This window comes from Streptomyces sp. NPDC091289, from assembly GCF_044757365.1.
Lineage (GTDB): Bacteria > Actinomycetota > Actinomycetes > Streptomycetales > Streptomycetaceae > Streptomyces.
In genome coordinates this window covers 119,599-142,204 of sequence record NZ_JBIVUT010000003.1, presented here as the reverse complement: position 1 = coordinate 142,204, position 22,606 = coordinate 119,599, and the positions used below count along the sequence as shown (strand labels likewise).

The following is a 22,606-nucleotide window of genomic DNA, read 5'->3' as shown; positions in this document are numbered from 1 at the left end:
CGATCAGCCGACCGGGGCTTCCGCCTGCCGGGGAGCGGTGGCGACGATCGTGGCCACCGCGGTCGTGATCTGCTCCTCGGTCAGGTCCGCCCGTGCCGTCAGCCGCAGCCGGGAGATGCCGTCCGGCACCGACGGCGGGCGGAAGCAGCCCACCGCCATCCCGGCCGCGCGGCAGTCGGCCGCCCAGCGCACCGCCGCGTCCGCCGAGGGCGCGCGGACGGAGACGACGGCCGCTTCGGGCCGGACCGCGGTCAGCCCGGCGGCGGTGAGCTTTCCGTACAGCGAGGCGGCGACCTCGCGTGCGCGGGCCGCCCGTTCGGGCTCCCGGCGCAGCACACCGAGGGCGCCGAGCGCGCCGCCGGCCGCCGCCGGGGCGAGTCCGGTGTCGAAGATGAACGTACGGGCGGTGTTGACGAGGTGCTCGATGACCCGGGCGGGCCCCAGGACCGCTCCGCCCTGGCTGCCCAGGGACTTGGACAGGGTGAGCGTCGCCACGATCCCGTCGCCGCCCGCCAGCCCGGCGGCGGCGAGCGCTCCGCGGCCACCGTCGCCCAGGACGCCGAGGCCATGGGCGTCGTCGACCAGCAGGGCCGCGTTCGCGGAGCGGCAGACCTCGGCCAGCGCGGGCAGCGGGGCGGCGTCGCCGTCGACGGAGAAGACCGAGTCGGTGACGGCGAGCGCCCGTCCCTCGTGTGCCCCCAGCGCCTTGGCGACCGCGTCCGGGTCGGCATGGGGCACGACGGCGGTCTCGGCGCGGGAGAGCCGGCAACCGTCCACGATCGAGGCGTGGTTACCCGCGTCGGAGACGATGAGCGAGCCGCGCCCGGACAGGGCGGTCAGCGCGGCGAGATTGGCCGCGTACCCGGAGGAGAGCACGAGGGCCGCCTCGAAACCGCAGAAGGCGGCGAGGTCCCGTTCGAGTTCGGCGTGCAGGGCGGTGGTACCGGTGACCAGGCGCGACCCGGTCGCTCCGGCGCCCCACCGCTGTGCGGCGCCGGCCGCGGCGGCGGTGACCTCCGGGTGCCGGGTGAGGCCCAGGTAGTCGTTGCTCGCGAGGTCCAGCAGCTCCGGCTCGGCGCCGCGCGGGCGCAGGGTGCGTACGAGTCCGGCGGCGGCCCGGCGGCGGGCCTCGGCGTCGATCCAGTCGAACGGGGCGAAGGACATGGGGCGGTCCCTTGGGTAGGCGGGCCCTGGGCGGGCGGCTCCGCGCGGACGGTCCGGTGCGGACGGCCCCTTTGTAGGCAGCCAACAGACCCTAGCCGGGTGCGCAGCAGGTCAGGGTGTGGCAATACACACACCCTCGCCCGGGTCTCCTGTCTGGTTCCTCCTTGGCTGGAGGCGGTGCGGTAAGCAAGGATCATCTTCCATGGACCTGCTGAACACGCTGGTGGACAAGGGGCTGCGGCGCGAACTGCCGACCCGCGAAGAAGCGCTCGCCGTTCTGGCGACCTCCGACGACGAGCTGCTCGACGTGGTGGCCGCCGCGGGGAAGGTGCGCCGTCAGTGGTTCGGGCGGCGCGTCAAGCTCAACTATCTGGTCAACCTGAAGTCGGGGCTCTGCCCCGAGGACTGCTCCTACTGCTCGCAGCGGCTCGGTTCGAAGGCCGGGATCCTCAAGTACACCTGGCTGAAGCCGGACGAGGCGTCCAAGGCCGCCGCCGCCGGGGTGGCGGGCGGCGCCAAGCGGGTCTGCCTGGTGGCGAGCGGGCGCGGCCCGACGGACCGGGACGTCGACCGGGTCTCGAAGACCATCGAGGCGATCAAGGACGAGAACGAGGGCATCGAGGTCTGTGCCTGCCTCGGTCTGCTCACCGACGGGCAGGCCGACCGGCTGCGTTCGGCGGGCGCCGACGCGTACAACCACAACCTCAACACGTCCGAGGAGACGTACGGGGCGATCACCACCACGCACACGTACGCGGACCGGGTGGAGACCGTGCAGCAGGCCCAGGCGGCCGGGCTCTCGGCGTGTTCCGGGCTGATCGCCGGGATGGGCGAGAGCGACAAGGACCTGGTCGACGTCGTCTTCGCGCTGCGGGACCTGGACCCGGACTCGGTGCCGGTGAACTTCCTGATCCCGTTCGAGGGAACGCCGCTCGCCAAGGAGTGGAACCTCACCCCGCAGCGCTGCCTGCGCATTCTGGCGATGGTCCGCTTCGTCTGCCCCGATGTCGAGGTGCGGCTCGCGGGCGGCCGTGAGGTGCATCTGCGTTCGATGCAGCCGCTGGCACTCCACCTGGTCAACTCCATCTTCCTGGGCGACTACCTCACGAGTGAGGGCCAGGCGGGCCAGACCGACCTGGACATGATCGCGGACGCCGGTTTCGAGGTGGAGGGCGCGGGCACGACGACGCTGCCGCGCCACCGGGCCGACGCCCTGGCCGGCGGCTGCGGAACGCAGGACGCCACGGCGGGGACCGGCTGCGGATCGCACGAGGCTTCCGGAGCCGGGGGCTGCGGTTCCCACGGTGGGGGCGGGGGCTGCGGGCCGTGCGGTGGCCACGGCCAGCAGGAGCCGGCGGCCGTCGCGGACGTCGGCACCGACACCGACACCGGCTCCGGCTCCGGCTCCGGCTCCGGCTCCGGCTCCGGTGAGAGCGTCCCGGTCGCGCGTACGGACGCCAACGGTGTGGCGCGTACGGATCTGGTGGCGGTCCGCCGTCGCGGCGCGGGAACGGACCTGGCGCCCAATGCCTGAGCTCGCCCCCGCCGCACTCGCCCGGCCCGCCGCGCCGAAGCCGTACACGCCCGACGAGCTGCGGGCGCTGGACCGCGCGCACGTCTGGCACCCGTACGGTCCGATGCCGGGCCGTCAGGAGCCGCTGATCGTGGAGTCGGCCTCCGGTGTACGGCTCCGGCTCGCCGAACCCGTCGAGGGACAGCGCGAGTTGGTGGACGGCATGTCCTCGTGGTGGTCGGCGGTGCACGGCTACAACCACCCGGTCCTCAACGAGGCGGCGCGCGGCCAGCTGGACCGGATGAGCCATGTGATGTTCGGCGGGCTCACCCATGAGCCCGCCGTCCGGCTGGCGACCCGGCTGGTGGAGATCACCCCCGGACCGCTCCAGCACGTCTTCCTCGCCGACTCGGGGTCCGTCTCCGTGGAGGTCGCGGTCAAGATGTGCCTCCAGTTCTGGCGTTCGGCCGGGCGGCCGGAGAAGCGCCGGCTGCTGACCTGGCGCGGCGGCTACCACGGGGACACCTGGCAGCCGATGTCCGTGTGCGACCCGAAGGGCGGGATGCACGAGCTGTGGTCGGGCTCCCTGCCCCGCCAGGTCTTCGCCGACCCCCCGCCGGACGGCTTCGACGCCGAGCCGGACACCGCCTACGTGACGCATCTGCGGGAGCTGATCGCCGCGCACGCCGACGAGCTCGCGGCGGTCATCGTGGAGCCGGTGGTGCAGGGGGCCGGTGGCATGCGGTTCCACTCCCCCGCCTATCTGCGCGTGCTGCGCGAGGCGTGCGACGAGCACGACGTCCTGCTGGTCCTCGACGAGATCGCGACCGGTTTCGGGCGTACGGGATCGCTGTTCGCGGCCGGGCACGCCGGGATCTCGCCGGACGTCATGTGCCTCGGCAAGGCGCTGACCGGCGGCTATCTCACGCTGGCGGCGACGCTGTGCACCACGCGGGTGGCCGAGGGCATCTCCAGCGGCGAGGTGCCGGTGCTGGCACACGGGCCGACATTCATGGGCAATCCGCTGGCCGCCTCGGTGGCCTCGGCCTCCGTGGACCTGCTGCTCGGGCAGGACTGGGAGGGCGAGGTGGCCCGGATCGGCGCGGGCCTGCGCGCCGGGCTCGCTCCCGCGTCCGACATCGCCGGAGTGGTGGACGTACGCGTCCTGGGCGCGATCGGGGTGGTCCAGCTCGACCACGAGGTGGACATGGCTGCCGCGACGCGTGCGGCCGTGCGCGAGGGCGTGTGGCTGCGGCCGTTCCGCGACCTCGTCTACACGATGCCGCCGTACGTCACGGGCGACGAGGACGTGGCACGGATCTGCCGGGCCGTGTGCGCCGCGGTACGGGAGGGCTGAGCCGACATGTCGACGATTCTGGTGGTGTCCGGCACGGGCACGGAGATCGGCAAGACCGTGGTGACCGCCGCGGTGGCGGCCGCCGCGCGGGGCCGCCGGGTCGCGGTGCTCAAGCCCGCGCAGACCGGGCTCGCCCCCGGGGAGCCGGGCGACGCGGCCGAGGTGGCGCGGCTGGCGGGCAGTCAGGTCACCGCCGTCGAACTGGCCCGGTTCCCCGAGCCGTTGGCCCCGGCCACGGCCGCCCGGCGGGCGGGGCTCGCTCCCGTACGGCCGTTCGAGGTGGCCGAGGCGGCGGAGAAGCTGGCCACCGAGCACGACCTTGTGCTGGTGGAGGGCGCGGGCGGGCTGCTCGTGCGGTTCGACGACGAGGGCGGCACGCTCGCGGACGCGGCCCGGCTGCTGTCCGCGCCGGTGCTGGTGGTGGCCCCCGCGGGCCTGGGCACGCTGAACGCGACCACGCTGACCGCCGAAGCGCTGCGGAGCCGGGGGCTGAGCTGCCGGGGCGTCGTGATCGGCAGCATGCCCGCGGAGCCGGACCTCGCGGCCCGCTGCAACATCGAGGACCTGCCGGTGGCGGCCGGTGCACCGCTGCTGGGCGCGGTACCGGCCGGCGCGGGTTCCCTGTCGGGCGCCGAGTTCGCGGCTCGCGCGTCGAGCTGGCTCGCCCCGGGGCTCGGAGGGACCTGGACCACGCACTGACGGGCGCACGGGCCGCCGGACAGCTCCTTCGAGGATTCCCGCCGGGGCGATCCGGGGGAGAATCGTGGAGGAGCGTCACGCCCACTCCTCAGCGGAGGTCCGTCATGCAGCTGCGCAGCAGGAAGCTCCCCCGGGACGCCGTGCACCACCCGGTCTTCGCCCGCTTCTACGCACGCGTGAGCGTGACCGCCGATCTGAAGGGCGGCATCGCCGCGTACCGCGAGGAGCTGCTGGCGGGGCTCTCGGGCCGGGTCATCGAGATCGGTGCGGGAAACGGGCTGAACTTCGCCCACTACCCGGGCGCCGTCTCGGAGGTCGTGGCGCTGGAGCCGGAACGCTCGCTCCGGCAGCTCGCCGCCCGCGCCGCCCTGCGCGCCGAGGTGCCGGTGGACGTGGTGCCGGGGGCGGCCGAAGCGCTGCCGGTCAAGAGCGAGGCCTTCGACGGGGCGGTGGCGTCCCTGGTCCTGTGCACCGTACGGGATCTGCCCCGGGCGCTCGCCGAGATCAAGCGGGTCCTGCGCCCCGGCGGCGAACTGCGGTTCTTCGAGCACGGGCTCGCGCCCGGCGGGGCACTGGCCACGGCGCAGCGGGCGGCCGACCGGACCGTGTGGCCGCTGCTCTTCGGCGGCTGTCACACCGCCCGGAACCCGCTGGCCGCGATCGAGGCCGCGGGCTTCGAGCTGGGCACCTACCGCAGGCTGCGGATTCCGGAGACGGGCATCCAGATGCCGTCCTCCCCCTGCGTCCTGGGCGTGGCCCGCAAGCCGTTCACGGAGGACTGAGCCGGCAGCCGGGAGGGTTCAGTCCCGGCGCGCGCTCACACGCTCCACTGCCGCAGCTCGTCGGCGATGGCCCGCACGTCCGCCTTGCCCTGCTTCACCAGCAGCGCCAGATCGCGGACCTGCTCGGGCGAGGTGATGACCTTGAGCCCGGAGGCGACGAGATAGCCGTACGCGACGGCCGAGGCGAACATCGCGTTGGAACGTTCGAGTGCGGGCACGTGCAGCAGCAACTGCAACAGGGCGGCCGCGCGGGTGTGCGGGTCGCTGTAGACGGCGCTGCCGAAGATCTCCGCGTCGTGCCGTGCGACGGCGGCGACGAGCGCACCCCAGTCGACGACCTGCGGGTCTCCGGGCGTCTTGTGCTCGGCGACCATCAGCAGCCAGGAGAGGTCGATCCGAAGGTTCAACGGGTGCCTTCGCGCTCCGGGCCGAACTCCTCGGCGAACACCGACTCGTACTGCTTCATGAAATCGGCCGCGGCCTCCACGAAGGTGTGTCCCACCTCGCCCGCGTCCTGCTGGACGAGTTCCTCTATGTAGCGGTTCACACTCATCCCCCTCTGCAGCGCGCGCTGCCGCGCGGCCTCGGCGGTGGCCTCTTCCACTCGAACGTTCAGCTGAGTCTTGGGCACGCAACCACGCTAGCGCGACCGTGCTAGCACCGGCAAGAGGAGCGGGTGTCCGCACTGCGAAACGCGATCGACGCACCGGCGCGACGGATGGTGGGGTGGCCGTCATGAACGATCTTTCGATACGGTCCGCGACCCCGGCCGACCTGGACGAGGTCCTCGCCTTCTGGAAGGTGGCCGCCGAGGGCACCAGCATCAGCGACGACGGGGACGGGGTCGCACGTCTGGTGGAACGGGACCCCGACGCATTGCTCCTCGCGGAGCATGAGGGGTCGCTGGCGGGCACGGTCATCGTGGGCTTCGACGGCTGGCGCTGCCATCTCTACCGGCTCGCGGTCCACCCGGACCAGCGGCGCCGGGGCGTGGGCAGTGCCCTCCTCGCGGCGGCGGAAGAACGGTTCATCGCGCTGGGCGGGCGGCGCGCCGACGCCATGGTGCTCGACCGCAATACGCAAGCCCAGCACGCCTGGCGCGCGGCGGGCTACGCGCCCGAGCCGCAGTGGAGCCGCTGGGTGAAGCACCTGACGGACTGACGCGGTAGGACGGGGCGCGGCCGGGCAGACGCCTACGATGGCCAGTCGATTCCGCCGATTCCGCCGATACCGCGCGGTCCCCCCGTCCCTGCCTGATCATGGGACGGAGGTGAACCGATGATCGAAGTACTTCTGCTGCTCGTCGCCCTGCTGCTCTGCGTCGCCTGCGGCGCGTTCGTCGCGGCGGAGTTCTCCCTGACCACGGTGGAGCGCGGCGAGCTCGAACGAGCCGTCGAGCGGGGCGAACGGGGCGCCGCGAGCGCGCTGAAGGCCGTTCGAAGCCTCACCTTCCAGCTCTCGGGGGCCCAGCTCGGCATCACCGTCACCAACCTGGTGATCGGCATGCTCTCCGAACCGTCCATCGCCAAGCTGATCCGGAGCCCCGTCGAGGCGGCGGGGCTGCCTCCCGCCGCCGCTTCCACCCTGGCGCTCGTCATCGGCACGGCGCTGTCCACGGTGGTTCTGATGGTGGTCGGCGAACTCGTCCCGAAGAACTGGGCGATCTCCTCCCCGCTGGCCGTGGCCAAGGCGGTGGCCACACCGCAGCGCGCGTTCACGGCGGTGTTCCGGCCCTTCATCAGCCATCTCAACAACACGGCCAACCGGATCCTGCGCCGCTTCGGTCTGGAACCGACCGAGGAGCTGGCCTCCGCGCGCAGCCCGCAGGAGCTGGTGGCATTGGCCCGGCACTCCGCGAAGGCGGGGGCGCTGGAGGCGGACACGGCCGAGCTCTTCGTCCGCACCCTGAACCTCTCGGAGCTGACCGCGGAGAACGTGATGACGCCGCGGGTCCAGGTGACCGCGCTGGACCTGCACGCGACGGCCGAGGACGTCGCCAACGCCACGCGGGCGACCGGTCTGTCCCGCTTCCCCGTCTACCGGGGCAGCCTGGACACCGTGGTCGGCGTGGCCCACATCAAGGACGTACTGGCGATCCCCGCCGACCGGCGGCCCCGCACCCGTATCTCGGACCTGCTGCGCGAGCCCCTTCTCGTACCGGAGACACTCACCGTGGACAAGCTGCTGGACCGGTTGTCCGGCCGGCTCGCCATGGCCGTGATCATCGACGAGTACGGCGGAACGGCCGGGGTCGCGACGCTGGAGGACATCGTGGAGGAAGTCGTCGGCGAGGTCCGGGACGAGCACGATCCGCACGAGACGCCCGACCTCGCCGCCGCCGGTGAGGACGCCGACGGGCGGACCCTGTGGTCGGCCGACGGGGCGGCGCGCACCGACCAGCTCAGCAGGATCGGTCTGCGGGTACCGGACGGGCCCTACGAGACGCTCGCGGGGCTGATCGCCGCCGAGATCGGACGGATCCCGACGGTGGACGACAGCGTCGAGCTGGCGGGGTGGCGGATCGACGTGGTGGACGCCTCGGGCCGCCGTGCCGCGCGGGCCCTGCTGCACGCCCCGCTGCCCGGATCCGGGGACGACCGTACGGAGGACGAACGGTGATCGTTCTCCAGCTCTTCATCGGCCTGCTGACGCTGGTGGCCAACGCCTTCTTCGTCGGCGCCGAATTCGCCCTGATCTCCGTGCGCCGCAGCCAGATCGAGCCGGAGGCGGAGTCCGGCAACCGGCGGGCGCGGAGCGTCATCTGGGGCCTGGAGCACGTGTCCGCGCTGCTCGCCGCCGCTCAGCTCGGCATCACGCTCTGCACGCTGGTGCTGGGCATCGTCGCCGAACCGGCCATCGCCCATCTGCTGGAGCCGGTCTTCGACGCGGTGGGGGTGCCGCACGGGCTGGTCCACCCGCTGTCGTTCGTCATCGCGCTGGGTGTGGCGACCTATCTGCACATGCTGCTGGGCGAGATGGTCCCGAAGAACATCGCGCTGGCCGAACCGGCGCGGAGCGCCCTGCTGCTGGGCCCGCCGCTGGTCGCGATGGCCCGCGGCCTGCGCCCGGTGATCTTCACGATCAACGCGTTCGCCAACGCCCTGCTCAAGCTGTTGCGGGTGGAGACGAAGGACGAGGTCTCCGCGACGTTCTCGGACGACGAACTGGCCCGGCTGGTGCAGGACGCTGGGGATGCCGGACTGGTCGACGACCGCTCGGCGCAACGGCTCCACCACGCTCTGGAGCTGGGCCGCCGGCCGGTACGGGACGTGGTGATGCCGGTCGACCGGGTGCTGTACGCCAGGGTCGGCACCACTCCGGAGGAGCTGGAGCGGCTCTCGTCCGAGTCCGGGTTCTCCCGCTTCCCGGTGATGGACAGCGAGCAGCGCATCCTCGGCTACCTCCATGTGAAGGACGCTCTGGACGCGATGCCCCGCGACGTCCCCTTCCCGGTGACGGCGATGCGGCCGATCGCCCGCGTCCGGGCGGCGACTCCGTTGGACGACGTGCTCACCGCTCTGCGGCGCAGCCGGACCCACCTGGCGGCCGTCCTCGACGAGGACGACCGGCTGGCGGGCATGGTCACGATGGAGGACGTGCTCCGCGAACTCGTCGGACGCCCGCAGTCCCGCTGACCTACCGGCCTACCGGCCTGCTGGTCCACTGGTTTGCTGGCCCACTGGCCTACCGACCGGTAAGATTGCGGGGCCATGGAATTGAATGCCTCATACACCAGTCTCGTCGCGGTCGGCGACTCGTTCACCGAGGGCATGTCGGACCTGCTCGCCGACGGCACGTACCGGGGCTGGGCCGACGTCCTCGCCTCCCGGCTGGCGAGCCGCTCCCCCAGCTTCCGGTACGCCAATCTCGCCGTACGCGGAAAGCTCATCGGCCAGATCGTCGACGAGCAGGTGGGGGCGGCGGCCGCGCTCCAGGCCGATGTGGTCACGCTCGTCGGCGGGCTCAACGACACCCTGCGCCCGAAGTGCGACATGGGACTGGTCAAGGGGCGGCTGGAAGAAGCCGTGGAACGCCTGGCCCCGTCCTGCAAGCAACTCATCCTGATGCGCAGCCCCGCCCGCAACGGACCGGTGCTGGAGCGGTTCCGCCCCCGCATGGAGGAGCTGTTCACCCTGATCGACGACCTGGCCGGCCGGCACGGGGCCTCGGTGGTCGATCTCTACGGGGCTCCGTCGCTCGCGGACCCCCGGATGTGGGACGTCGACCGGTTGCACCTCACCGCCGAAGGACACCGGCGCGTCGCCGAGGCCGTCTGGCAGACGCTGGGGCTTCCGGCCGAGCTCGACTGGCGGACGCCCGTCCCCCCGACGGCGCCGCCGCGCTGGGCGTCCCGGCGGTCCGAGGACATCCGCTTCGCCCGTCAGCATCTGGCCCCCTGGATCGGGCGACGGCTCACCGGCCGATCCTCCGGCGACGGCCGCTCGGGCGCACAGTTCGACGCCGCGACGGGCAGGGCCTTCTGGATCACGCCCGCGGACGCCGAGACCCCCGGCCCGGTGACGGGGTGGAGCCGCGCCGTCTCCCCGGACGCCACGGCGAGCACCCCCGAAGCCGACTGAGCCGCCGACCGAGCAACCTGGCCTTCGTAGCAAGCCACAAACCAGGGCGCGTCGCTGGCCTGCATAAATCGCCAGTAGAATCTGTCTACGTGACTGCTGTGTCTGCGAAGCCTCGCATCCCCAATGTCCTGGCCGGCCGCTACGCCTCTGCGGAGCTGGCCGTCCTCTGGTCCCCCGAGCAGAAGGTGAAGCTGGAGCGTCAGCTGTGGCTGGCGGTGCTGCGCGCTCAGAAGGACCTCGGGATCGAGGTGCCCGACGCCGCGTTGGCCGACTACGAGCGTGTGCTGGACCAGGTCGACCTGGTCTCGATCGCCGAGCGCGAGAAGATCACCCGGCATGACGTGAAGGCCCGGATCGAGGAGTTCAACGCCCTCGCCGGTCATGAGCAGGTCCACAAGGGCATGACCTCCCGGGACCTGACGGAGAACGTCGAGCAGCTTCAGATCCGCCTTTCGCTGGAGCTGATGCGCGACCGCACCGTGGCCGTGCTGGCCCGGCTCGGCAAGCTCGCGGCGGAGTACCGCGAGCTGGTCATCGCCGGACGCTCGCACAATGTCGCCGCGCAGGCGACGACCCTGGGCAAGCGCTTCGCGACCGCGGCCGACGAGTTGCTGGTCGCTTACGGCCGCCTGGAGGACCTGCTCTCCCGCTATCCGCTGCGGGGGATCAAGGGCCCGGTCGGCACGGCGCAGGACATGCTGGACCTGCTCGGCGGCGACGCGGGCAAGCTCGCCGACCTGGAACAGCGCATCGCCGGACACCTCGGCTTCGCCGAGGCCTTCACCTCGGTCGGTCAGGTCTACCCCCGATCGCTCGACTACGACGTGGTCACCGCTCTGGTCCAGCTCGCCGCTGCTCCTTCCTCGGTGGCGAAGACCATCCGGCTGATGGCCGGCCACGAGCTGGTGACCGAGGGCTTCAAGCCCGGCCAGGTCGGCTCGTCGGCGATGCCGCACAAGATGAACACGCGCTCCTGCGAGCGGGTGAACGGTCTGATGGTGATCCTGCGCGGCTATGCCTCGATGACGGGTGAGCTGGCGGGCGACCAGTGGAACGAGGGCGACGTGTCCTGTTCCGTGGTCCGCCGGGTGGCGCTCCCGGACGCGTTCTTCGCGTTCGACGGCCTCCTGGAGACCTTCCTGACGGTGCTGGACGAGTTCGGTGCGTTCCCCGCGGTCGTGGCGCGCGAGCTGGACCGCTACCTTCCCTTCCTGGCCACCACCAAGGTCCTGATGGGCGCCGTACGGGCCGGGGTGGGCCGCGAGGTGGCCCACGAGGCGATCAAGGAGAACGCGGTCGCCTCCGCCCTCGCGATGCGGGAGCAGGGCGCCGAGCGCAACGAGCTGCTCGACAAGCTCGCCGCGGACGAGCGGATCCCGCTGGACCGCGCGCAGTTGGACGAGCTGATGGCCGACAAGCTCTCGTTCACGGGTGCCGCCGGCGACCAGGTCTCGTCGCTGGTCGCCCGGATCGAGGAGATCACCAAGCAGCACCCCGAGGCTGCGAACTACGCCCCCGGCTCGATCCTCTGACCGGCACCGCCCTCACCGCATGACACCCGAAGAGCTGAGCGCCGCCCGTGACCGCATCGTCCCCGATGTGGCCGCGGGCGGTCTGCGTGTGCTCTTCTGCGGTATCAATCCGAGCCTGACGACCGCGGCGACGGGCCACCATTTCGCCCACCCCGGCAACCGGTTCTGGCCGGTCCTGCACCGCTCGGGTTTCACGCCCCGTCAGCTGCACCCCTCGGAACAGGCCGAGCTGCTCGGCCTCGGGCTCGGCATCACCAACGTGGTGGCGCGGGCCACCGCACGGGCCGACGAGCTTGGCGCCGAAGAGTTCCGGGAGGGCGGGGCCGCTCTGACGGCGAAGGTCGAGCGGCTCGCGCCCCAGTGGCTCGCGGTGGTCGGCATCACCGCCTACCGCACGGCCTTCGGGGAGCCCAGGGCCCGCATCGGCCCCCAGGACCGCACGGTCGGCGCCGCCCGTGTGTGGGCTCTCCCCAACCCCAGCGGCCTCAACGCCCACTGGACGGTCCAGAGCATGGCCGAGGAGTACGCCCGCCTCCGGGACGCCGTACTCACCCGCCCCCCGGCCGACCGGCGGCCCCCGGCCGGTCCCGCCCCGACCGGCTGAACCGCTCCTCCCCCAGCCTCACGCGTCCCGGTTGCGGACCGCCCACCAGCCCGCCAGAAGCGCTGCCGCCGCCCACACGGCTGCCACCGCCAGGCCGGTCCACGGCCCCAGTCCGCCCTCCGGATTCTGGTGAAGCACCGCCTGCCCCGCACGGTCGGGCAGATACCGCACCACCGCGCCGGCGACGTCCACGAACACGAAGGGGACGATCAGAAGAAGGGGTATGAGCAGGCTGAGCACCGCGACCGCGCTGCGCAGAAGCGCCGTGAGACCCGCCGCGAGCAGCGCCATCAGCGCGAGATAGATCCCCCCTCCGAAGGCGGCACGCAGCGCACCGGGGTGCCCCAGGCCGATCGCGTGCTCCCCCAGGAAGAGCTGACCGACCAGGAACGCCGCGAAGCTGGTCACCAGTCCGACGACGAGCACCGACCCGCCGATCGCCGTCATCTTCGCCGTATAGAAGAGGGAGCGGCGGGGAACCGCGGCAAGTGATATCCGCAGGGCTCCGTCGATGAACTCCGAGGACATCGCGGTCGCGCCGAACGCGATGGCCGCGATCTGCCCGAAGTTCAGCGCGAAGAAGGCGTTGAGCAGCGCATCGGACCCGGCCCGCTCCGCCTGGTCCTGGCCGACGCTCCCGAGGACGAGCACCGTGATGGCGAGCGTGGTGGCGAGGACGGCCATCAGGGAGCCGTAGATCGACCGTATCGACCTGATCTTGATCCACTCGGAGTGGAGTACTGCCGTCAGGGTCATGGTCACGCCTCCTGGCGGTTGCTGGCGGTCGATGCGGCGAAAGGTGTGTCGTCCGCCGTGAGGTCGAGGTAGGCCTGCTCCAACGTGGCGCGTTCATCGCGGAGTTCGAGCAGGGGAATGGCTTCGTCGACGGCGATCGCACCGATCTCTTCCGCCGTGACGCCGTCGATCGCCCAGCCTCCGTCCTCGGCCTGTACCCCGGTCAGGCCCCGGGAGGTCAGCGCCGAGTGGAGCCTGCCTGGTTCGGTCGTTCGCAGACGTACGCGGGGTTGACTGCGTGAGTCGAGAAACTCCTTCATCGACATATCAGCGAGCAGGCGGCCCCGGCCGAGCACCACCAGGTGGTCGGCGAAGGAGGCGGTCTCGTTCATGAGGTGGCTGGAGACCAGCACCGTCCGGCCCTCGCGGGCGAGCCTCTTCATAAGTTCGCGGATCCAGATGATGCCTTCGGGGTCCAGCCCGTTCGACGGCTCGTCGAGCATGATCACCCGCGGGTCTCCGAGCAGGGCGGCCGCGATGCCGAGCCGCTGGCGCATCCCGAGGGAGAAGGACTTGATTCGCCGTGTGCTCACGTCGCCGAGCCCGGTCTCCTCCAGCACGGCCTTCACCCGCGACATGGATATCCCGTTGCTCGCGGCCAGCGCCGACAAGTGGCTGCGCGGTGTGCGTGCGCCGTGGGCGGCCCGGGCGTCGAGCAGGGCACCGACGGTGCACAGCGGATCGGGGAGCTCTGCGTAGGGCCGCCCGGCGATGGTGGCCGAACCGCCGGTCGGCCGGTCCAGGCCGAGAACCAGGCGCATGGTCGTGGACTTGCCGGCGCCGTTGGGGCCGAGGAATCCGGTGACCCTGCCCGGTTGCACGCGAAAGCTGAGGCGGTCCACCGCACGGGTGGTTCCGTACTCCTTGGTGAGCTCGTGGACGTCGATGCTGGTCATGTCGTCCAGCCTGGCCGGTGCGCCGGGCGGCCCGCTTCCCCCGCCGGCGGGGTTCGTCTCCCTCTCATGGGGGAGCCGGTGCGCCAGGCCCGCTGGGACGATGAGGACATGCACCGCATCCTCGCCCCGCTGACCAGCGCGGTCACGTACAGCCGCTGGTTGCACATGTTCATTCCGGCTGCCGCGGCCAGCGTGTGGTTCTTCATCTCCGACGAGCTCTGGGCGCCCCTGCTCTTCGCGGTGCCGGTCGGCCTCATACCCGCGATGCGGCTCGAGGAGGGCCTGCAGGCGCAGTTGCTGCTGACTCCGTCCGAGCGTGGGCAGCCCGATGCCTCGATCGCGGTGGCGTCCTCGGCGAGTTGGGCGGAGCGGTGGCGGACCGTGCTCTGGCTGGAGGTGCGGCTCCTGATATCGGGCGCCGCGATCCTGGCCCTCTGGCTGCCCGTCGCCTCGATCGAGCTCGTCCTGTCGGCGGCGGGCAGGCCTCCGGGCGGGCTGGTCGAGGGGATGAGCCCGCACTGGTGGAACGCGCTGCTCGCACCGCTGCCGATCGTTCCGCTGCTCGTTCTGGTGGTGCTCGGGGGCCGGCTCAGCACGGCGGCCGCCCGGTGGCTGCTGGGCCCTTCGCCGACGGACCGGCTGAGTGTGCTGGAGGAGCTGACCGAGCAGTTGTTGGAGCGCAATCGGATGGCCCGGGAGCTGCACGATTCCATCGGCCATGCGCTGACGGTGGCGGTGGTGCAGGCCGGTGCGGCGCGGGCGGCGAACGATCCGGCGTTCACGGAGCGGGCACTGGCCGCCATCGAGGAGACCGGGCGCGACGCGCTGGAGGATCTGGAGCGGGTGCTGAAGGTGCTGCGGGAATCCGGCACCCCCGTGAGCCGACGGCCGACGCTGGGAGAGGCGGAGCGGCTGCTGGACTCGGCGAGGAGTTCCGGGGCGGAGGTGGATGCGCGGGTGTCCGGGGATCTCGGCCTGGTCCCTGCGCCGGTTTCGCGGGAGGGGTATCGGATTCTTCAGGAGAGCCTGACCAACGTGCTCCGTCATGCGGGGCCGGTCCCCGTCCGGGTGAGCATCAGGGTGGCCGGCGGGCGGCTGGAGCTGGAAGTGGTCAACCCGCTGTCCGGGGTGGCCGGTCCGCAGGGAAGCGGCAGCGGGCTGCGCGGGATGCGGGAGCGGGCGGCGCTGCTGGGCGGGAAGGCGCGGATGGAGTCGCGGGAGGGTGAGTGGCGGGTACGTGTGAGCCTTCCTCTGGACGGCATACGCTGGTCGGATGCCCTTCACCGTTCTTCTGGTCGATGACGAGCCCTTGGTGCGCGCCGGTCTGCGTGCCGTGCTGGAAGCCCAGCCCGATATCGAGGTGGTGGGCGAGGCGGCGGACGGCGCCGCGGTCATCCCCCTGGTGAACCGGTTGCGGCCCGACGTGGTGGCGATGGATGTGCGGATGCCGCTGATGGACGGGATCGAGGCGACCCGGCTGGTGCTGCGTACGGTGCCGGATCCCCCGAAGATCCTGGTGGTGACGACGTTCGAGAACGACGAGTACGTGTACGAGGCGTTGAGGGCGGGGGCCGACGGTTTTCTGCTCAAGCGAGCCAGGCCCGCGGAAATCGTGCACGCCGTGCGTCTGGTGGCCGAGGGGGAATCGCTGTTGTTCCCGGCGGCGGTCCGGCAGCTCGCCGCCGAGTACGGGACGGACAAGGCGCGGGCCGCCCTCGACCGGGCGGCGCTCACCGACCGGGAGGCGGCGGTGCTCCGGTTGATGGCCCGAGGGCTGTCGAACGCGGAGATCGCGGCCGACCTCGTCGTCGGGATCCAGACGGTGAAGTCCCATGTCAGCTCGGTCCTGGCGAAGTTGGGAGCGCGGGACCGTACGCAGGCGGTCATCGCCGCCTACGAGTCCGGATTCGTCGCTCCGGGGTGACTCAGGTTGCGGCTCGATACCGGCTTTCCTCGCTGGTCGCAGGGGTCGCGGCCAACGAGTACGATCCGGCAGACATGCGCACGAGCTGGGAGGACATACCGTGGGCCGGCTGACCGGTGGGGACCCGTCGCTGTTGCGGCGGATCAATTCCGCGGTAGTGCTGCACGCCCTGAGGGGCGCCGGCGCGCCGACGCTGACGGACCTGACACGGATCACGGGGCTGTCCCGGCCGACGGTCGAAGGGGTCGTCGAGGGGCTGTTCGAAGCGGGCCTCGTGGTCGAGGCCGTGCCCGACGAGAGTGAGGCCCGACGCCAGGGGCGTCCTGCCCGCAGGTTCCGTTTCCGGGCCGAGGCGGGGCACCTCCTCGGGGTGGAGATTGGTCCGCACCGGGTGTCGGCGCTCATCTCCGGGCTCGACGGCCGGATCGTCGGGGCGGGCTCCCGCGCGGTGTCGGAGACCGCCGGCGCGGACGACCGGCTCGACCAGGTCCGGGCCGTCATCGCGGACGTGCTGCGGCGCACCGGGGTGGCCCGGAGCAGTCTGCGTGCCGTGGGTGTGGGCAGTCCCGGGATCGTGGAGGCCGACGGCACCGTGCGGCTGGGTACGGCGTTGCCGGACTGGACCGGCCTCGCGCTCGGGGAGCGGCTCCGCCGTTCGTTCCGCTGCCCCGTGCTCGTCGAGAACGACGCCAACGCCGCGGCGGTGGCCGAGCACTGGAAGGGCGCGGCCACCGATTCCGACGACGTGGTCTTCGTGCTGGCGGGGCTGAGCCCCGGAGCGGGGTCCTTGATCGGCGGGCGTCTGCACCGGGGGTTCGGCGGGGCCGCCGGGGAGATCGGCGCCCTGCACCTGCTGGGCAGGGACGTGACGCCGGAGCATCTGCTGTCGACGACGGACACACCGCTGGACCCGCTGGACGAGCATGCGGTGGCCGCGGTGTTCGCCAAGGCCCGGGAGGGCGATGCGGGGGCCCAGGCCGCGGTCGAGCGGTTCCTCCAGCGGCTGGTGCACGATGTGGCGGCGCTGGTGCTGGCGCTCGATCCGGAGCTGGTCGTGGTCGGGGGCTGGGCCGCCGGACTGGACGGGGTGCTGGAGCCTCTCCGCGAGGAGCTGGCCCGCTACTGTCTGCGCCCGCCCCGGGTGACCCTGTCGCTGCTCGGGGAGGCCGCCGTCGCGACAGGGGCTCTGCGGCTCGCCCTGGACCACGTCGAGGAGCAGCTGTTCGCCGTCGAGGGGGCCGTGACCGCCCGCCGCTGACCGCCGGCCGCCGGCCGCCCGCCGCGGTGAGAGCGTCGGGTCGCGGACCACGGCCCCGGAAAGCACGCACCCGCCGCTTCCCGAGGACCGGAGTCCTCGGAGAACGGCGGGCGGGGGCCGAGCGGGCCGGGCGTCAGGAGGCCTGGCGCTCCGGCTGATCGTCGTGGCTGATCTCCAGCGCGCCGGAGTCCCCGAAGGTGAGCCGGCAGGTGTCCGCGCGGTAGGTGGCGACGGACACGGCAGCCGTGCCGTCCACGGTGAAGTAGCGGGTGGTGACGACGAGGACGGGGGCGCCGGGGAGCCGGTCCAGTTCCTTGGCGTCGTCCGCCCGCGCGGAGCCGAGCTCCACCGAGCGGTCCTGGCCCTGCAGTCCGAGCCGGTGCAGCTCGCGCAGCACACTGCGGGCGCGGACGGTACCGGACGGGGCCTCGATGGCCGAGAGGTCGGGCACCGAGGAGGCGGGGATGTAGAGGAGCTCCGCCGCTACGGCCTGTCCCTGGGTGTCACGGATACGGCGCACCACGTGCACCGGTTCGGCAGGGTCCGTTCCGAGCATGACGGCCACCGCCGCCGGGGCCTTGTCCATGGTGCTCTCGACCGGCTGCCAGGCCTCGCCGCTGACGCCGCCCGTCCATTCGTGCTGCGCGGTGGAGACGGCGATGCCCACGCGCGGCGGGGCGACGGTCGTCCCGACACCACGACGGCGCTGCAGCCTGCCTTCGAGTTCGAGCTGCTCCAGAGCCTGCCGGAGCGTGGCTCGCGCGACACCGAACCGCGCCGCGAGGTCCCGCTCGTTGGGCAGGATCTCCCCCACCGCAAAGTCCGAGTCGAGTGCCTCACTGAGCACGGTCTTGAGGTGCCAGTACTTCGGCTCCTGAACCGATTCCAGCTGCGTGGTCCCCACCCTGTCCTCCGCAATCGCCCAAGCGTCTTGTTTTCCGCGACGTTATTTATTAAAGGTTCCTGCCTTAAGTGGAGACCCTAGGACGGCATACCCCCTTGGTCAAGACCAATACTTATTCCGTAACGGAGCGAAACGGGACTCTGGCGCAGAGCGTTCACACGACGTTCGCGGTGCTGTGAGGCGCGCGCAGCACAGAGCCCCGCCATCACGGGGGACGGCAGGGCTCTGACCAGGCCTGCGGCGAACCCGCGGGGCCACGAGGGCCGGGGCGGGCCGGTGGTGCGTATGGCTATGCGACGGGCAGTCCGGAGAGCTTGTCCGGATTACGAATGATATAGGCGCATTGAATGACACCTTGGCTGACTTCGATCTGAAAAACGGCGTCGGGCTTACCGCCGACGAAGTAGACGACGGCGGGTCCGCCGTTGAGCTCCACGATGCGGATCTCCCCGTCCGGGCCGAGGTCCGGGGCCACGGCGAAGAGGAAGCGGCCGACCTTGTCGGCGGTCTCGATGATCCGCCGCGGCGCCTTCGCCTTCCCCCCGCTGTCGCTGACGAGCCGGACGTCCGGGGCCAGCAGCGCGAGCAGCTGCTCGATACCACCCCCGGAGGCGGCGGCCAGGAAGCGTTCGGTGAGGTCGCGCCGCTCGGCCGGGTCCACGTCGTAGCGCGGCTTGCGTTCCTCCACATGGCGCCTGGCACGGCCTGCGAGCTGCCGGACGGCCGCCTCGGTGCGGTCCAGGGCGGTGGCGATCTCGGCGTACGGGAATCCGAAGGCCTCACGGAGCACGAACACCGCGCGCTCCAGCGGCGAGAGCGATTCGAGGACGACCAGCACGGCGAGCGAGACGGTATCGGCGAGGACGGCGCGTTCCGCGGTGTCGGGCAGGGCGGGGCCGAAGTCCGTGACCACCGGCTCCGGCAGCCAGGGCCCCAGGTACGCCTCCCGGCGCGACCGCAGATGCCGGAGCCGGTCGATGGCCAGCCGGGTGGTGATCCGCACCAGGAAGGCCCGTGGCTCCCGGATGTCCTCGCGCGCCGCCGCCGACCACCTCAGCCACGCTTCCTGGACCACGTCCTCGGCGTCGGCGACGCGTCCGAGCATCCGATAGGCGACACCGGTGAGAACGGGCCGGTGTTCTTCGAAGAGCTCGGTCGCGGCGTCGGCGGTCATCGGTCCATCCCAGCCCACGGGTCACTCGCTGTCCAGCGGGAATCGCCGGGCCCCTTGAACTCCAAGCTACCCGACGGTAATTGTTGTTGACGAGATGTCTACCCAATGCAGGGAGCGGCAGCATGACCACCACGGCCTCCTTCACCGTCGCGACGGCCGACGGCCCCCGTCCGGTCTCGGTCGCGTACGAACGGACCGGCTCGGGCGAACCGTTGCTGCTCCTGCACGGCATCGGGCACCACCTGAGGGCCTGGGACCCGGTGACACGGATCCTGGCCGCCGAGCGTGAGGTGATCGCCGTGGACCTGCCCGGCTTCGGCACCTCGCCCGCGCTGCCGGACGGAGTTCCGTACGATCTCGCGACCTTCGGCCCGGTGCTCGGAGCCTTCTGCGCCGAACTCGGCCTGGACCGCCCCCATGTGGCCGGGAACTCGCTGGGCGGGCTGCTCGCACTGGAGCTGGGCCGCACCGGGCTGGTGCGGTCGGTGACCGCGCTGTCCCCGGCGGGCTTCTGGACCGAGGCGGAACGGCGCTACGCCTTCGGCACCCTGCGGACGATGCGCCGGAGCGCGCTCGCCCTGCCCGTGCCGCTGATAGAGCGTCTGTCGCACAGCGCGGCCGGCCGGACTGCTCTCACCAGCACCATCTACGCCCGGCCCGGGAGGCGTTCACCGGAGGCCGTCGTCGCCGAGACGCTCGCCCTGCGCGGGGCGACCGGCTTTCACCAGACGCTGGAGGTCGGCCGGGGCGCCTCCTTCGGCGAGGACGTCAAGGGCATACCCGTGACCGTCGCCTGGGGCACCCGCGACCGGATCCTGCTGCGCAGGCAGGGAGTCCGCGCCAAGCGGGTGATCCCCGACGCCCGGCTCGTGCGGCTGCCCGGCTGCGGGCACGTCCCGATGAACGACGACCCGGCGCTCGTGGCCCGCGTCATCCTGGACACCAGCCGCTGAGCCGTCCGGTCGGGCCGCCGGCGCCCGGCCGGAGTGCCGCGCGCCGGCGGTCCCGCGCCGCCCGACGACACCGGAGCCGTACGCCACACCGGCGCCGACCAGGAGGCTTCCCGCACCCTGGGCGAGACCGTACGTCCCGGCTCCGACCAGCGGTGCGGTCAGGGCGGCGGAGACCGGGATCAGGCCGGAGAAGAGCGTGGCGCGTTCGGCGCCGATGCGCTGCATCCCGCTGTACCAGCAGACGAATCCGATCACGGTGACGACGACGGCCTGCCACAGCAGGGCCGTCGCCTCGCCGCCCGTCGGGAGCCGCAGGAACGAGCCGCCGTCCATCAGCAGACCGAGTAGCGCCGACTCGACGGCGGCGAGGCCGCATGCCGTCGCGGAGAGCAGCTTCGGGCCGAGCGGCCGCAGCACGGGAACGGCGAGGACCGCGAAGCCGACCTCGCCCGCGAGCGCGCCCACCGAGAACAGCACCCCCGCCAGGTCGGTGCGCCCCCAGCCCTGGACGGCGAACGCCCCGACGGCGACGAGCCCGGCCGCGTACAGCGTGACGCGGGACGGACGACGGCCGTCCAGCAGCGGAACGAGCACGCCGACCACGATCGGCGCACAGCCCACGAAGACGCCCGGAACAGCCGGTTCCGCCGACTGTTCGGCCGCCAGGACCGCCAGGTTGAACCCGACCATGCCCACGGCGGCGAGCAGCGCGATCCGCCCCCACTGACGGCGGGTGAGGCGCCGGAGCCGGGCCGTCGCCGATTCGGGGTCGCGCCGCAGGAACGGGACGAGCAGGAGCGCGGCGAGACCGTAGCGGAGGGCCTGGCCACCTGCGAACGGGTAGTCGCCGAGGACGCTGTTGGCCGTGAAGGATGCCCCCACCAGCACGCACGCGAGGGCCGCGAGGAGGGCCCCGCGCAGAGAGGTTGCGTTCATGGGGCCGACGCTAGGGTCGGCGACGGACCGGTTTAAGGTCCACTTCCATGACGTCTTCGGGGACCAATCCGCATCGCCCGCCGGTGGAATCCCTCTCTCCGGCCTGGGAGTTGCTGCTGCCCGCCGCTGCCGCGCCGGCGCGCGGGCGGGGACGCGCACTGCGGTCCGCGCTCCGGGAGGCGGTTCGCTCCGGCCGTCTCGCGGCCGGCACGAGGCTGCCCTCCAGCCGTGAACTCGCGGCCGATCTGGGGGTGTCGCGCGGGCTGGTCACCGAGGCGTACGAGCAGCTCACCGCGGAGAGCTATCTGCGCAGCGGGCGGGGCGCGGGCACCTGGGTGAGCGAGGGCGTACGCGCGGCGGAGCGGCCCGTACGCGACCATGCGCCGCGCGCGCCGGGCGCGCGGGTGGACTTCCGGCCCGGCACCCCCGATCTGTCCCTCTTCCCGCGCGGCGCGTGGAGTGCCGCCCAGCGGACGGTGTTCGGCCGGCTGCCGCACGGCGCGCTGGGCTACCCCGATCCGCGCGGTCTGCCGGAGCTGCGCGAGGCCCTGGCCGGGCTGCTCGCCCGGCGTCGGGGCGTGGTGGCCGATCCGGAGCGTCTGGTGGTCTGTTCGGGGGTCGCCCAGGCGACGACGCTGCTCGGTTTCGTGCTCCGGGACGAGGGCGTGATCTCGGTCGGGGTGGAGGATCCGGGCAGTCCGGAACACGCGTCGCTGTTCGCGGCGACCGGTCTGGGCACGGTACCGCTGCCCCTCGACGGCGACGGGCTCGCCCTCGCGCCCCTGAAACGCTCCGGCGTACGCGCGGTGGTGACCACGCCCGCGCACCAGTTCCCCACCGGAATCGGATACTCCGCGCAGCGCCGCGGTGAGCTGCTCGCATGGGCGCGGGACGTGGACGGCGTGATCATGGAGGACGACTACGACGGGGACTTCCGGTATGACAGAGCTCCGGTGGGAGCCTTGCAGGGGCTGGATCCCGAGCGGGTCGTGTACACCGGATCCGTGAGCAAGTCGCTCGCTCCCGGTCTGCGGCTCGGCTGGCTGATCGCCCCCGCCGCGCTCACCGAGCGGATCGTCGCCCGCAAACGGACCATGGATCTGGGCAACCCGGTGATCGATCAGGCCGTACTGGCCGACTTCGTCGTACGCGGCGGCTACGACCGGCAGTTGCGGCGCTGCCAACGGGCCTACCGGGAACGCCGGGACGTCCTGGTGTCCGCGCTCGCCGAGCACTTCCCCGGCACGGAGGTCAGCGGCATCGCGGCGGGCCTGCACATCATCGCCCGGCTGCCCGCGCGGTACGGCCCCGAGGACGTCTTCCTGGACCGGGCGGCCGCGGCGGGCATCGCGCTGCGGCCGCTGCGCGACTGCGGAACGGCCGGCTCCGACGACGGCAGCGTGCCCCTCGTGCTGGGCTACGCCCATCTCGCCCCCGGCGACATCGCCCGGGGGGTCGCCGCGCTGGCGGGCGCGTGGCGTTCCTGCCGGGCCGGACCCGGCTGACCGTGCGGCCCGGCTGACGGGCGCCGTTCA

Annotated in this window: 22 protein-coding genes and 1 pseudogene; 15 read left to right on the top strand and 8 right to left on the bottom strand. The window is 72.3% G+C overall.

Features of this window, described 5'->3' with window-relative positions:
• Positions 1-3: 3 nt before the first annotated feature.
• Positions 4-1,164 carry an 8-amino-7-oxononanoate synthase gene (locus tag ACIQPT_RS04825; protein ID WP_401152753.1) on the bottom strand — a complete coding sequence of 387 codons (1,161 nt, stop codon included), beginning with the start codon at positions 1,162-1,164 and terminating at the stop codon, positions 4-6.
• 202 nt (positions 1,165-1,366) lie between these two features.
• Here ACIQPT_RS04825 and bioB point away from each other — a divergent pair, with 202 nt between their 5' ends.
• From bioB to ACIQPT_RS04805, 4 genes are all read left to right on the top strand, one after another.
• The gene (bioB, locus tag ACIQPT_RS04820; protein WP_401152752.1) at positions 1,367-2,698 is read left to right on the top strand and encodes a biotin synthase BioB; all 1,332 of its coding nucleotides are present in this window, start codon (positions 1,367-1,369) and stop codon (positions 2,696-2,698) included.
• Positions 2,691-4,034 carry an adenosylmethionine--8-amino-7-oxononanoate transaminase gene (locus ACIQPT_RS04815; protein ID WP_401152750.1) on the top strand — a complete coding sequence of 448 codons (1,344 nt, stop codon included), beginning with the start codon at positions 2,691-2,693 and terminating at the stop codon, positions 4,032-4,034. The genes bioB and ACIQPT_RS04815 overlap by 8 nt, the downstream gene beginning before the upstream one ends.
• A gap of 6 nt (positions 4,035-4,040) precedes the next feature.
• On the top strand, positions 4,041-4,733 hold the full coding sequence (gene bioD, locus ACIQPT_RS04810) for a dethiobiotin synthase (protein ID WP_401152748.1): 693 nt from the start codon (positions 4,041-4,043) through the stop codon (positions 4,731-4,733).
• A 104-nt stretch (positions 4,734-4,837) separates the two neighbouring features.
• Positions 4,838-5,515, top strand: a complete 678-nt coding sequence (locus ACIQPT_RS04805; RefSeq protein WP_401152746.1) for a class I SAM-dependent methyltransferase — start codon at positions 4,838-4,840, stop codon at positions 5,513-5,515.
• 35 nt (positions 5,516-5,550) lie between these two features.
• Here ACIQPT_RS04805 and ACIQPT_RS04800 read toward each other — a convergent pair whose 3' ends face one another.
• Both ACIQPT_RS04800 and ACIQPT_RS04795 read right to left on the bottom strand, forming a co-directional pair.
• Positions 5,551-5,922, bottom strand: coding sequence for a fic family toxin-antitoxin system, toxin component (locus ACIQPT_RS04800; protein ID WP_398361448.1), 372 nt, complete (start codon positions 5,920-5,922; stop codon positions 5,551-5,553).
• A complete protein-coding gene (locus ACIQPT_RS04795; protein ID WP_030582192.1) occupies positions 5,919-6,146 on the bottom strand; it encodes a hypothetical protein in 228 nt (75 codons plus the stop codon). Before ACIQPT_RS04795 ends, ACIQPT_RS04800 begins: the two co-directional genes overlap by 4 nt.
• A 20-nt stretch (positions 6,147-6,166) precedes the next feature.
• Between ACIQPT_RS04795 and ACIQPT_RS04790 the strand changes: the two genes are divergently transcribed.
• The 6 genes from ACIQPT_RS04790 to mug all read left to right on the top strand — a co-directional run bounded on the left by ACIQPT_RS04790 (position 6,167) and on the right by mug (position 12,231).
• Positions 6,167-6,676 (top strand): GNAT family N-acetyltransferase, encoded by a 510-nt coding sequence (locus tag ACIQPT_RS04790; RefSeq protein WP_401152745.1) that lies wholly within the window; start codon positions 6,167-6,169, stop codon positions 6,674-6,676.
• Between the two features lie 117 nt (positions 6,677-6,793).
• Positions 6,794-8,134, top strand: a complete 1,341-nt coding sequence (locus ACIQPT_RS04785; RefSeq protein WP_401152743.1) for a hemolysin family protein — start codon at positions 6,794-6,796, stop codon at positions 8,132-8,134.
• Positions 8,131-9,150: a hemolysin family protein gene (locus tag ACIQPT_RS04780; RefSeq protein WP_401152741.1), complete on the top strand. Its 1,020-nt coding sequence runs from the start codon at positions 8,131-8,133 to the stop codon at positions 9,148-9,150. Before ACIQPT_RS04785 ends, ACIQPT_RS04780 begins: the two co-directional genes overlap by 4 nt.
• Positions 9,151-9,225: 75 nt before the next feature.
• Complete coding sequence (locus tag ACIQPT_RS04775; RefSeq protein ID WP_401152739.1) at positions 9,226-10,095, top strand: SGNH/GDSL hydrolase family protein; 870 nt, start codon at positions 9,226-9,228, stop codon at positions 10,093-10,095.
• A gap of 89 nt (positions 10,096-10,184) precedes the next feature.
• Positions 10,185-11,627, top strand: coding sequence for an adenylosuccinate lyase (gene purB, locus ACIQPT_RS04770; RefSeq protein WP_401152737.1), 1,443 nt, complete (start codon positions 10,185-10,187; stop codon positions 11,625-11,627).
• Positions 11,628-11,646: 19 nt separating this feature from the next.
• Complete coding sequence (gene mug / locus ACIQPT_RS04765) at positions 11,647-12,231, top strand: G/U mismatch-specific DNA glycosylase (protein ID WP_401152736.1); 585 nt, start codon at positions 11,647-11,649, stop codon at positions 12,229-12,231.
• 18 nt (positions 12,232-12,249) lie between these two features.
• Here the strand turns inward: mug and ACIQPT_RS04760 are convergent, their stop codons facing one another.
• Together ACIQPT_RS04760 and ACIQPT_RS04755 are read right to left on the bottom strand one after the other, a co-directional pair.
• Complete coding sequence (locus ACIQPT_RS04760) at positions 12,250-12,987, bottom strand: ABC transporter permease (RefSeq protein WP_401152734.1); 738 nt, start codon at positions 12,985-12,987, stop codon at positions 12,250-12,252.
• Between the two features lie 2 nt (positions 12,988-12,989).
• Positions 12,990-13,922, bottom strand: coding sequence for an ABC transporter ATP-binding protein (locus ACIQPT_RS04755; protein ID WP_401152733.1), 933 nt, complete (start codon positions 13,920-13,922; stop codon positions 12,990-12,992).
• A 108-nt stretch (positions 13,923-14,030) separates the two neighbouring features.
• Between ACIQPT_RS04755 and ACIQPT_RS04750 the strand changes: the two genes are divergently transcribed.
• The 3 genes from ACIQPT_RS04750 to ACIQPT_RS04740 all read left to right on the top strand — a co-directional run bounded on the left by ACIQPT_RS04750 (position 14,031) and on the right by ACIQPT_RS04740 (position 17,104).
• On the top strand, positions 14,031-15,224 hold the full coding sequence (locus ACIQPT_RS04750) for a sensor histidine kinase (protein WP_401152731.1): 1,194 nt from the start codon (positions 14,031-14,033) through the stop codon (positions 15,222-15,224).
• Positions 15,196-15,846, top strand: a complete 651-nt coding sequence (locus tag ACIQPT_RS04745) for a response regulator transcription factor (RefSeq protein ID WP_103513136.1) — start codon at positions 15,196-15,198, stop codon at positions 15,844-15,846. Before ACIQPT_RS04750 ends, ACIQPT_RS04745 begins: the two co-directional genes overlap by 29 nt.
• A gap of 100 nt (positions 15,847-15,946) precedes the next feature.
• On the top strand, positions 15,947-17,104 hold the full coding sequence (locus ACIQPT_RS04740; RefSeq protein WP_401152729.1) for an ROK family transcriptional regulator: 1,158 nt from the start codon (positions 15,947-15,949) through the stop codon (positions 17,102-17,104).
• A gap of 133 nt (positions 17,105-17,237) precedes the next feature.
• Here the strand turns inward: ACIQPT_RS04740 and ACIQPT_RS04735 are convergent, their stop codons facing one another.
• Together ACIQPT_RS04735 and sigJ are read right to left on the bottom strand one after the other, a co-directional pair.
• Positions 17,238-18,008 carry a GntR family transcriptional regulator gene (locus tag ACIQPT_RS04735; RefSeq protein WP_401152728.1) on the bottom strand — a complete coding sequence of 257 codons (771 nt, stop codon included), beginning with the start codon at positions 18,006-18,008 and terminating at the stop codon, positions 17,238-17,240.
• A 289-nt stretch (positions 18,009-18,297) separates the two neighbouring features.
• Positions 18,298-19,182 (bottom strand): RNA polymerase sigma factor SigJ, encoded by an 885-nt coding sequence (gene sigJ, locus ACIQPT_RS04730; protein ID WP_401152727.1) that lies wholly within the window; start codon positions 19,180-19,182, stop codon positions 18,298-18,300.
• Positions 19,183-19,304: 122 nt separating this feature from the next.
• Between sigJ and ACIQPT_RS04725 the strand changes: the two genes are divergently transcribed.
• Positions 19,305-20,135 (top strand): alpha/beta fold hydrolase, encoded by an 831-nt coding sequence (locus tag ACIQPT_RS04725; RefSeq protein WP_401152726.1) that lies wholly within the window; start codon positions 19,305-19,307, stop codon positions 20,133-20,135.
• 93 nt (positions 20,136-20,228) lie between these two features.
• Here the strand turns inward: ACIQPT_RS04725 and ACIQPT_RS04720 are convergent.
• A pseudogene (locus tag ACIQPT_RS04720) lies at positions 20,229-21,071 on the bottom strand (DMT family transporter); the annotation flags it as partial.
• A gap of 47 nt (positions 21,072-21,118) precedes the next feature.
• Here ACIQPT_RS04720 and ACIQPT_RS04715 point away from each other — a divergent pair.
• The gene (locus tag ACIQPT_RS04715; RefSeq protein WP_401152724.1) at positions 21,119-22,576 is read left to right on the top strand and encodes a PLP-dependent aminotransferase family protein; all 1,458 of its coding nucleotides are present in this window, start codon (positions 21,119-21,121) and stop codon (positions 22,574-22,576) included.
• The last annotated feature ends 30 nt before the right edge of the window (positions 22,577-22,606 follow it).

What these genes read in the sequence shown, in the direction of transcription:
- ACIQPT_RS04825 (WP_401152753.1), bottom strand. Translation starts at nt 1,164, where the DNA reads ATGTCCTTCGCCCCGTTCGACTGGATCGACGCCGAGGCCCGCCGCCGG.
- bioB (WP_401152752.1), top strand. Translation starts at nt 1,367, where the DNA reads ATGGACCTGCTGAACACGCTGGTGGACAAGGGGCTGCGGCGCGAACTG.
- ACIQPT_RS04815 (WP_401152750.1), top strand. Translation starts at nt 2,691, where the DNA reads ATGCCTGAGCTCGCCCCCGCCGCACTCGCCCGGCCCGCCGCGCCGAAG.
- bioD (WP_401152748.1), top strand. Translation starts at nt 4,041, where the DNA reads ATGTCGACGATTCTGGTGGTGTCCGGCACGGGCACGGAGATCGGCAAG.
- ACIQPT_RS04805 (WP_401152746.1), top strand. Translation starts at nt 4,838, where the DNA reads ATGCAGCTGCGCAGCAGGAAGCTCCCCCGGGACGCCGTGCACCACCCG.
- ACIQPT_RS04785 (WP_401152743.1), top strand. Translation starts at nt 6,794, where the DNA reads ATGATCGAAGTACTTCTGCTGCTCGTCGCCCTGCTGCTCTGCGTCGCC.
- ACIQPT_RS04775 (WP_401152739.1), top strand. Translation starts at nt 9,226, where the DNA reads ATGGAATTGAATGCCTCATACACCAGTCTCGTCGCGGTCGGCGACTCG.
- mug (WP_401152736.1), top strand. Translation starts at nt 11,647, where the DNA reads ATGACACCCGAAGAGCTGAGCGCCGCCCGTGACCGCATCGTCCCCGAT.
- ACIQPT_RS04760 (WP_401152734.1), bottom strand. Translation starts at nt 12,987, where the DNA reads ATGACCCTGACGGCAGTACTCCACTCCGAGTGGATCAAGATCAGGTCG.
- ACIQPT_RS04755 (WP_401152733.1), bottom strand. Translation starts at nt 13,922, where the DNA reads ATGACCAGCATCGACGTCCACGAGCTCACCAAGGAGTACGGAACCACC.
- ACIQPT_RS04750 (WP_401152731.1), top strand. Translation starts at nt 14,031, where the DNA reads ATGCACCGCATCCTCGCCCCGCTGACCAGCGCGGTCACGTACAGCCGC.
- ACIQPT_RS04745 (WP_103513136.1), top strand. Translation starts at nt 15,196, where the DNA reads ATGCCCTTCACCGTTCTTCTGGTCGATGACGAGCCCTTGGTGCGCGCC.
- sigJ (WP_401152727.1), bottom strand. Translation starts at nt 19,182, where the DNA reads ATGACCGCCGACGCCGCGACCGAGCTCTTCGAAGAACACCGGCCCGTT.
- ACIQPT_RS04725 (WP_401152726.1), top strand. Translation starts at nt 19,305, where the DNA reads ATGACCACCACGGCCTCCTTCACCGTCGCGACGGCCGACGGCCCCCGT.
- ACIQPT_RS04715 (WP_401152724.1), top strand. Translation starts at nt 21,119, where the DNA reads ATGACGTCTTCGGGGACCAATCCGCATCGCCCGCCGGTGGAATCCCTC.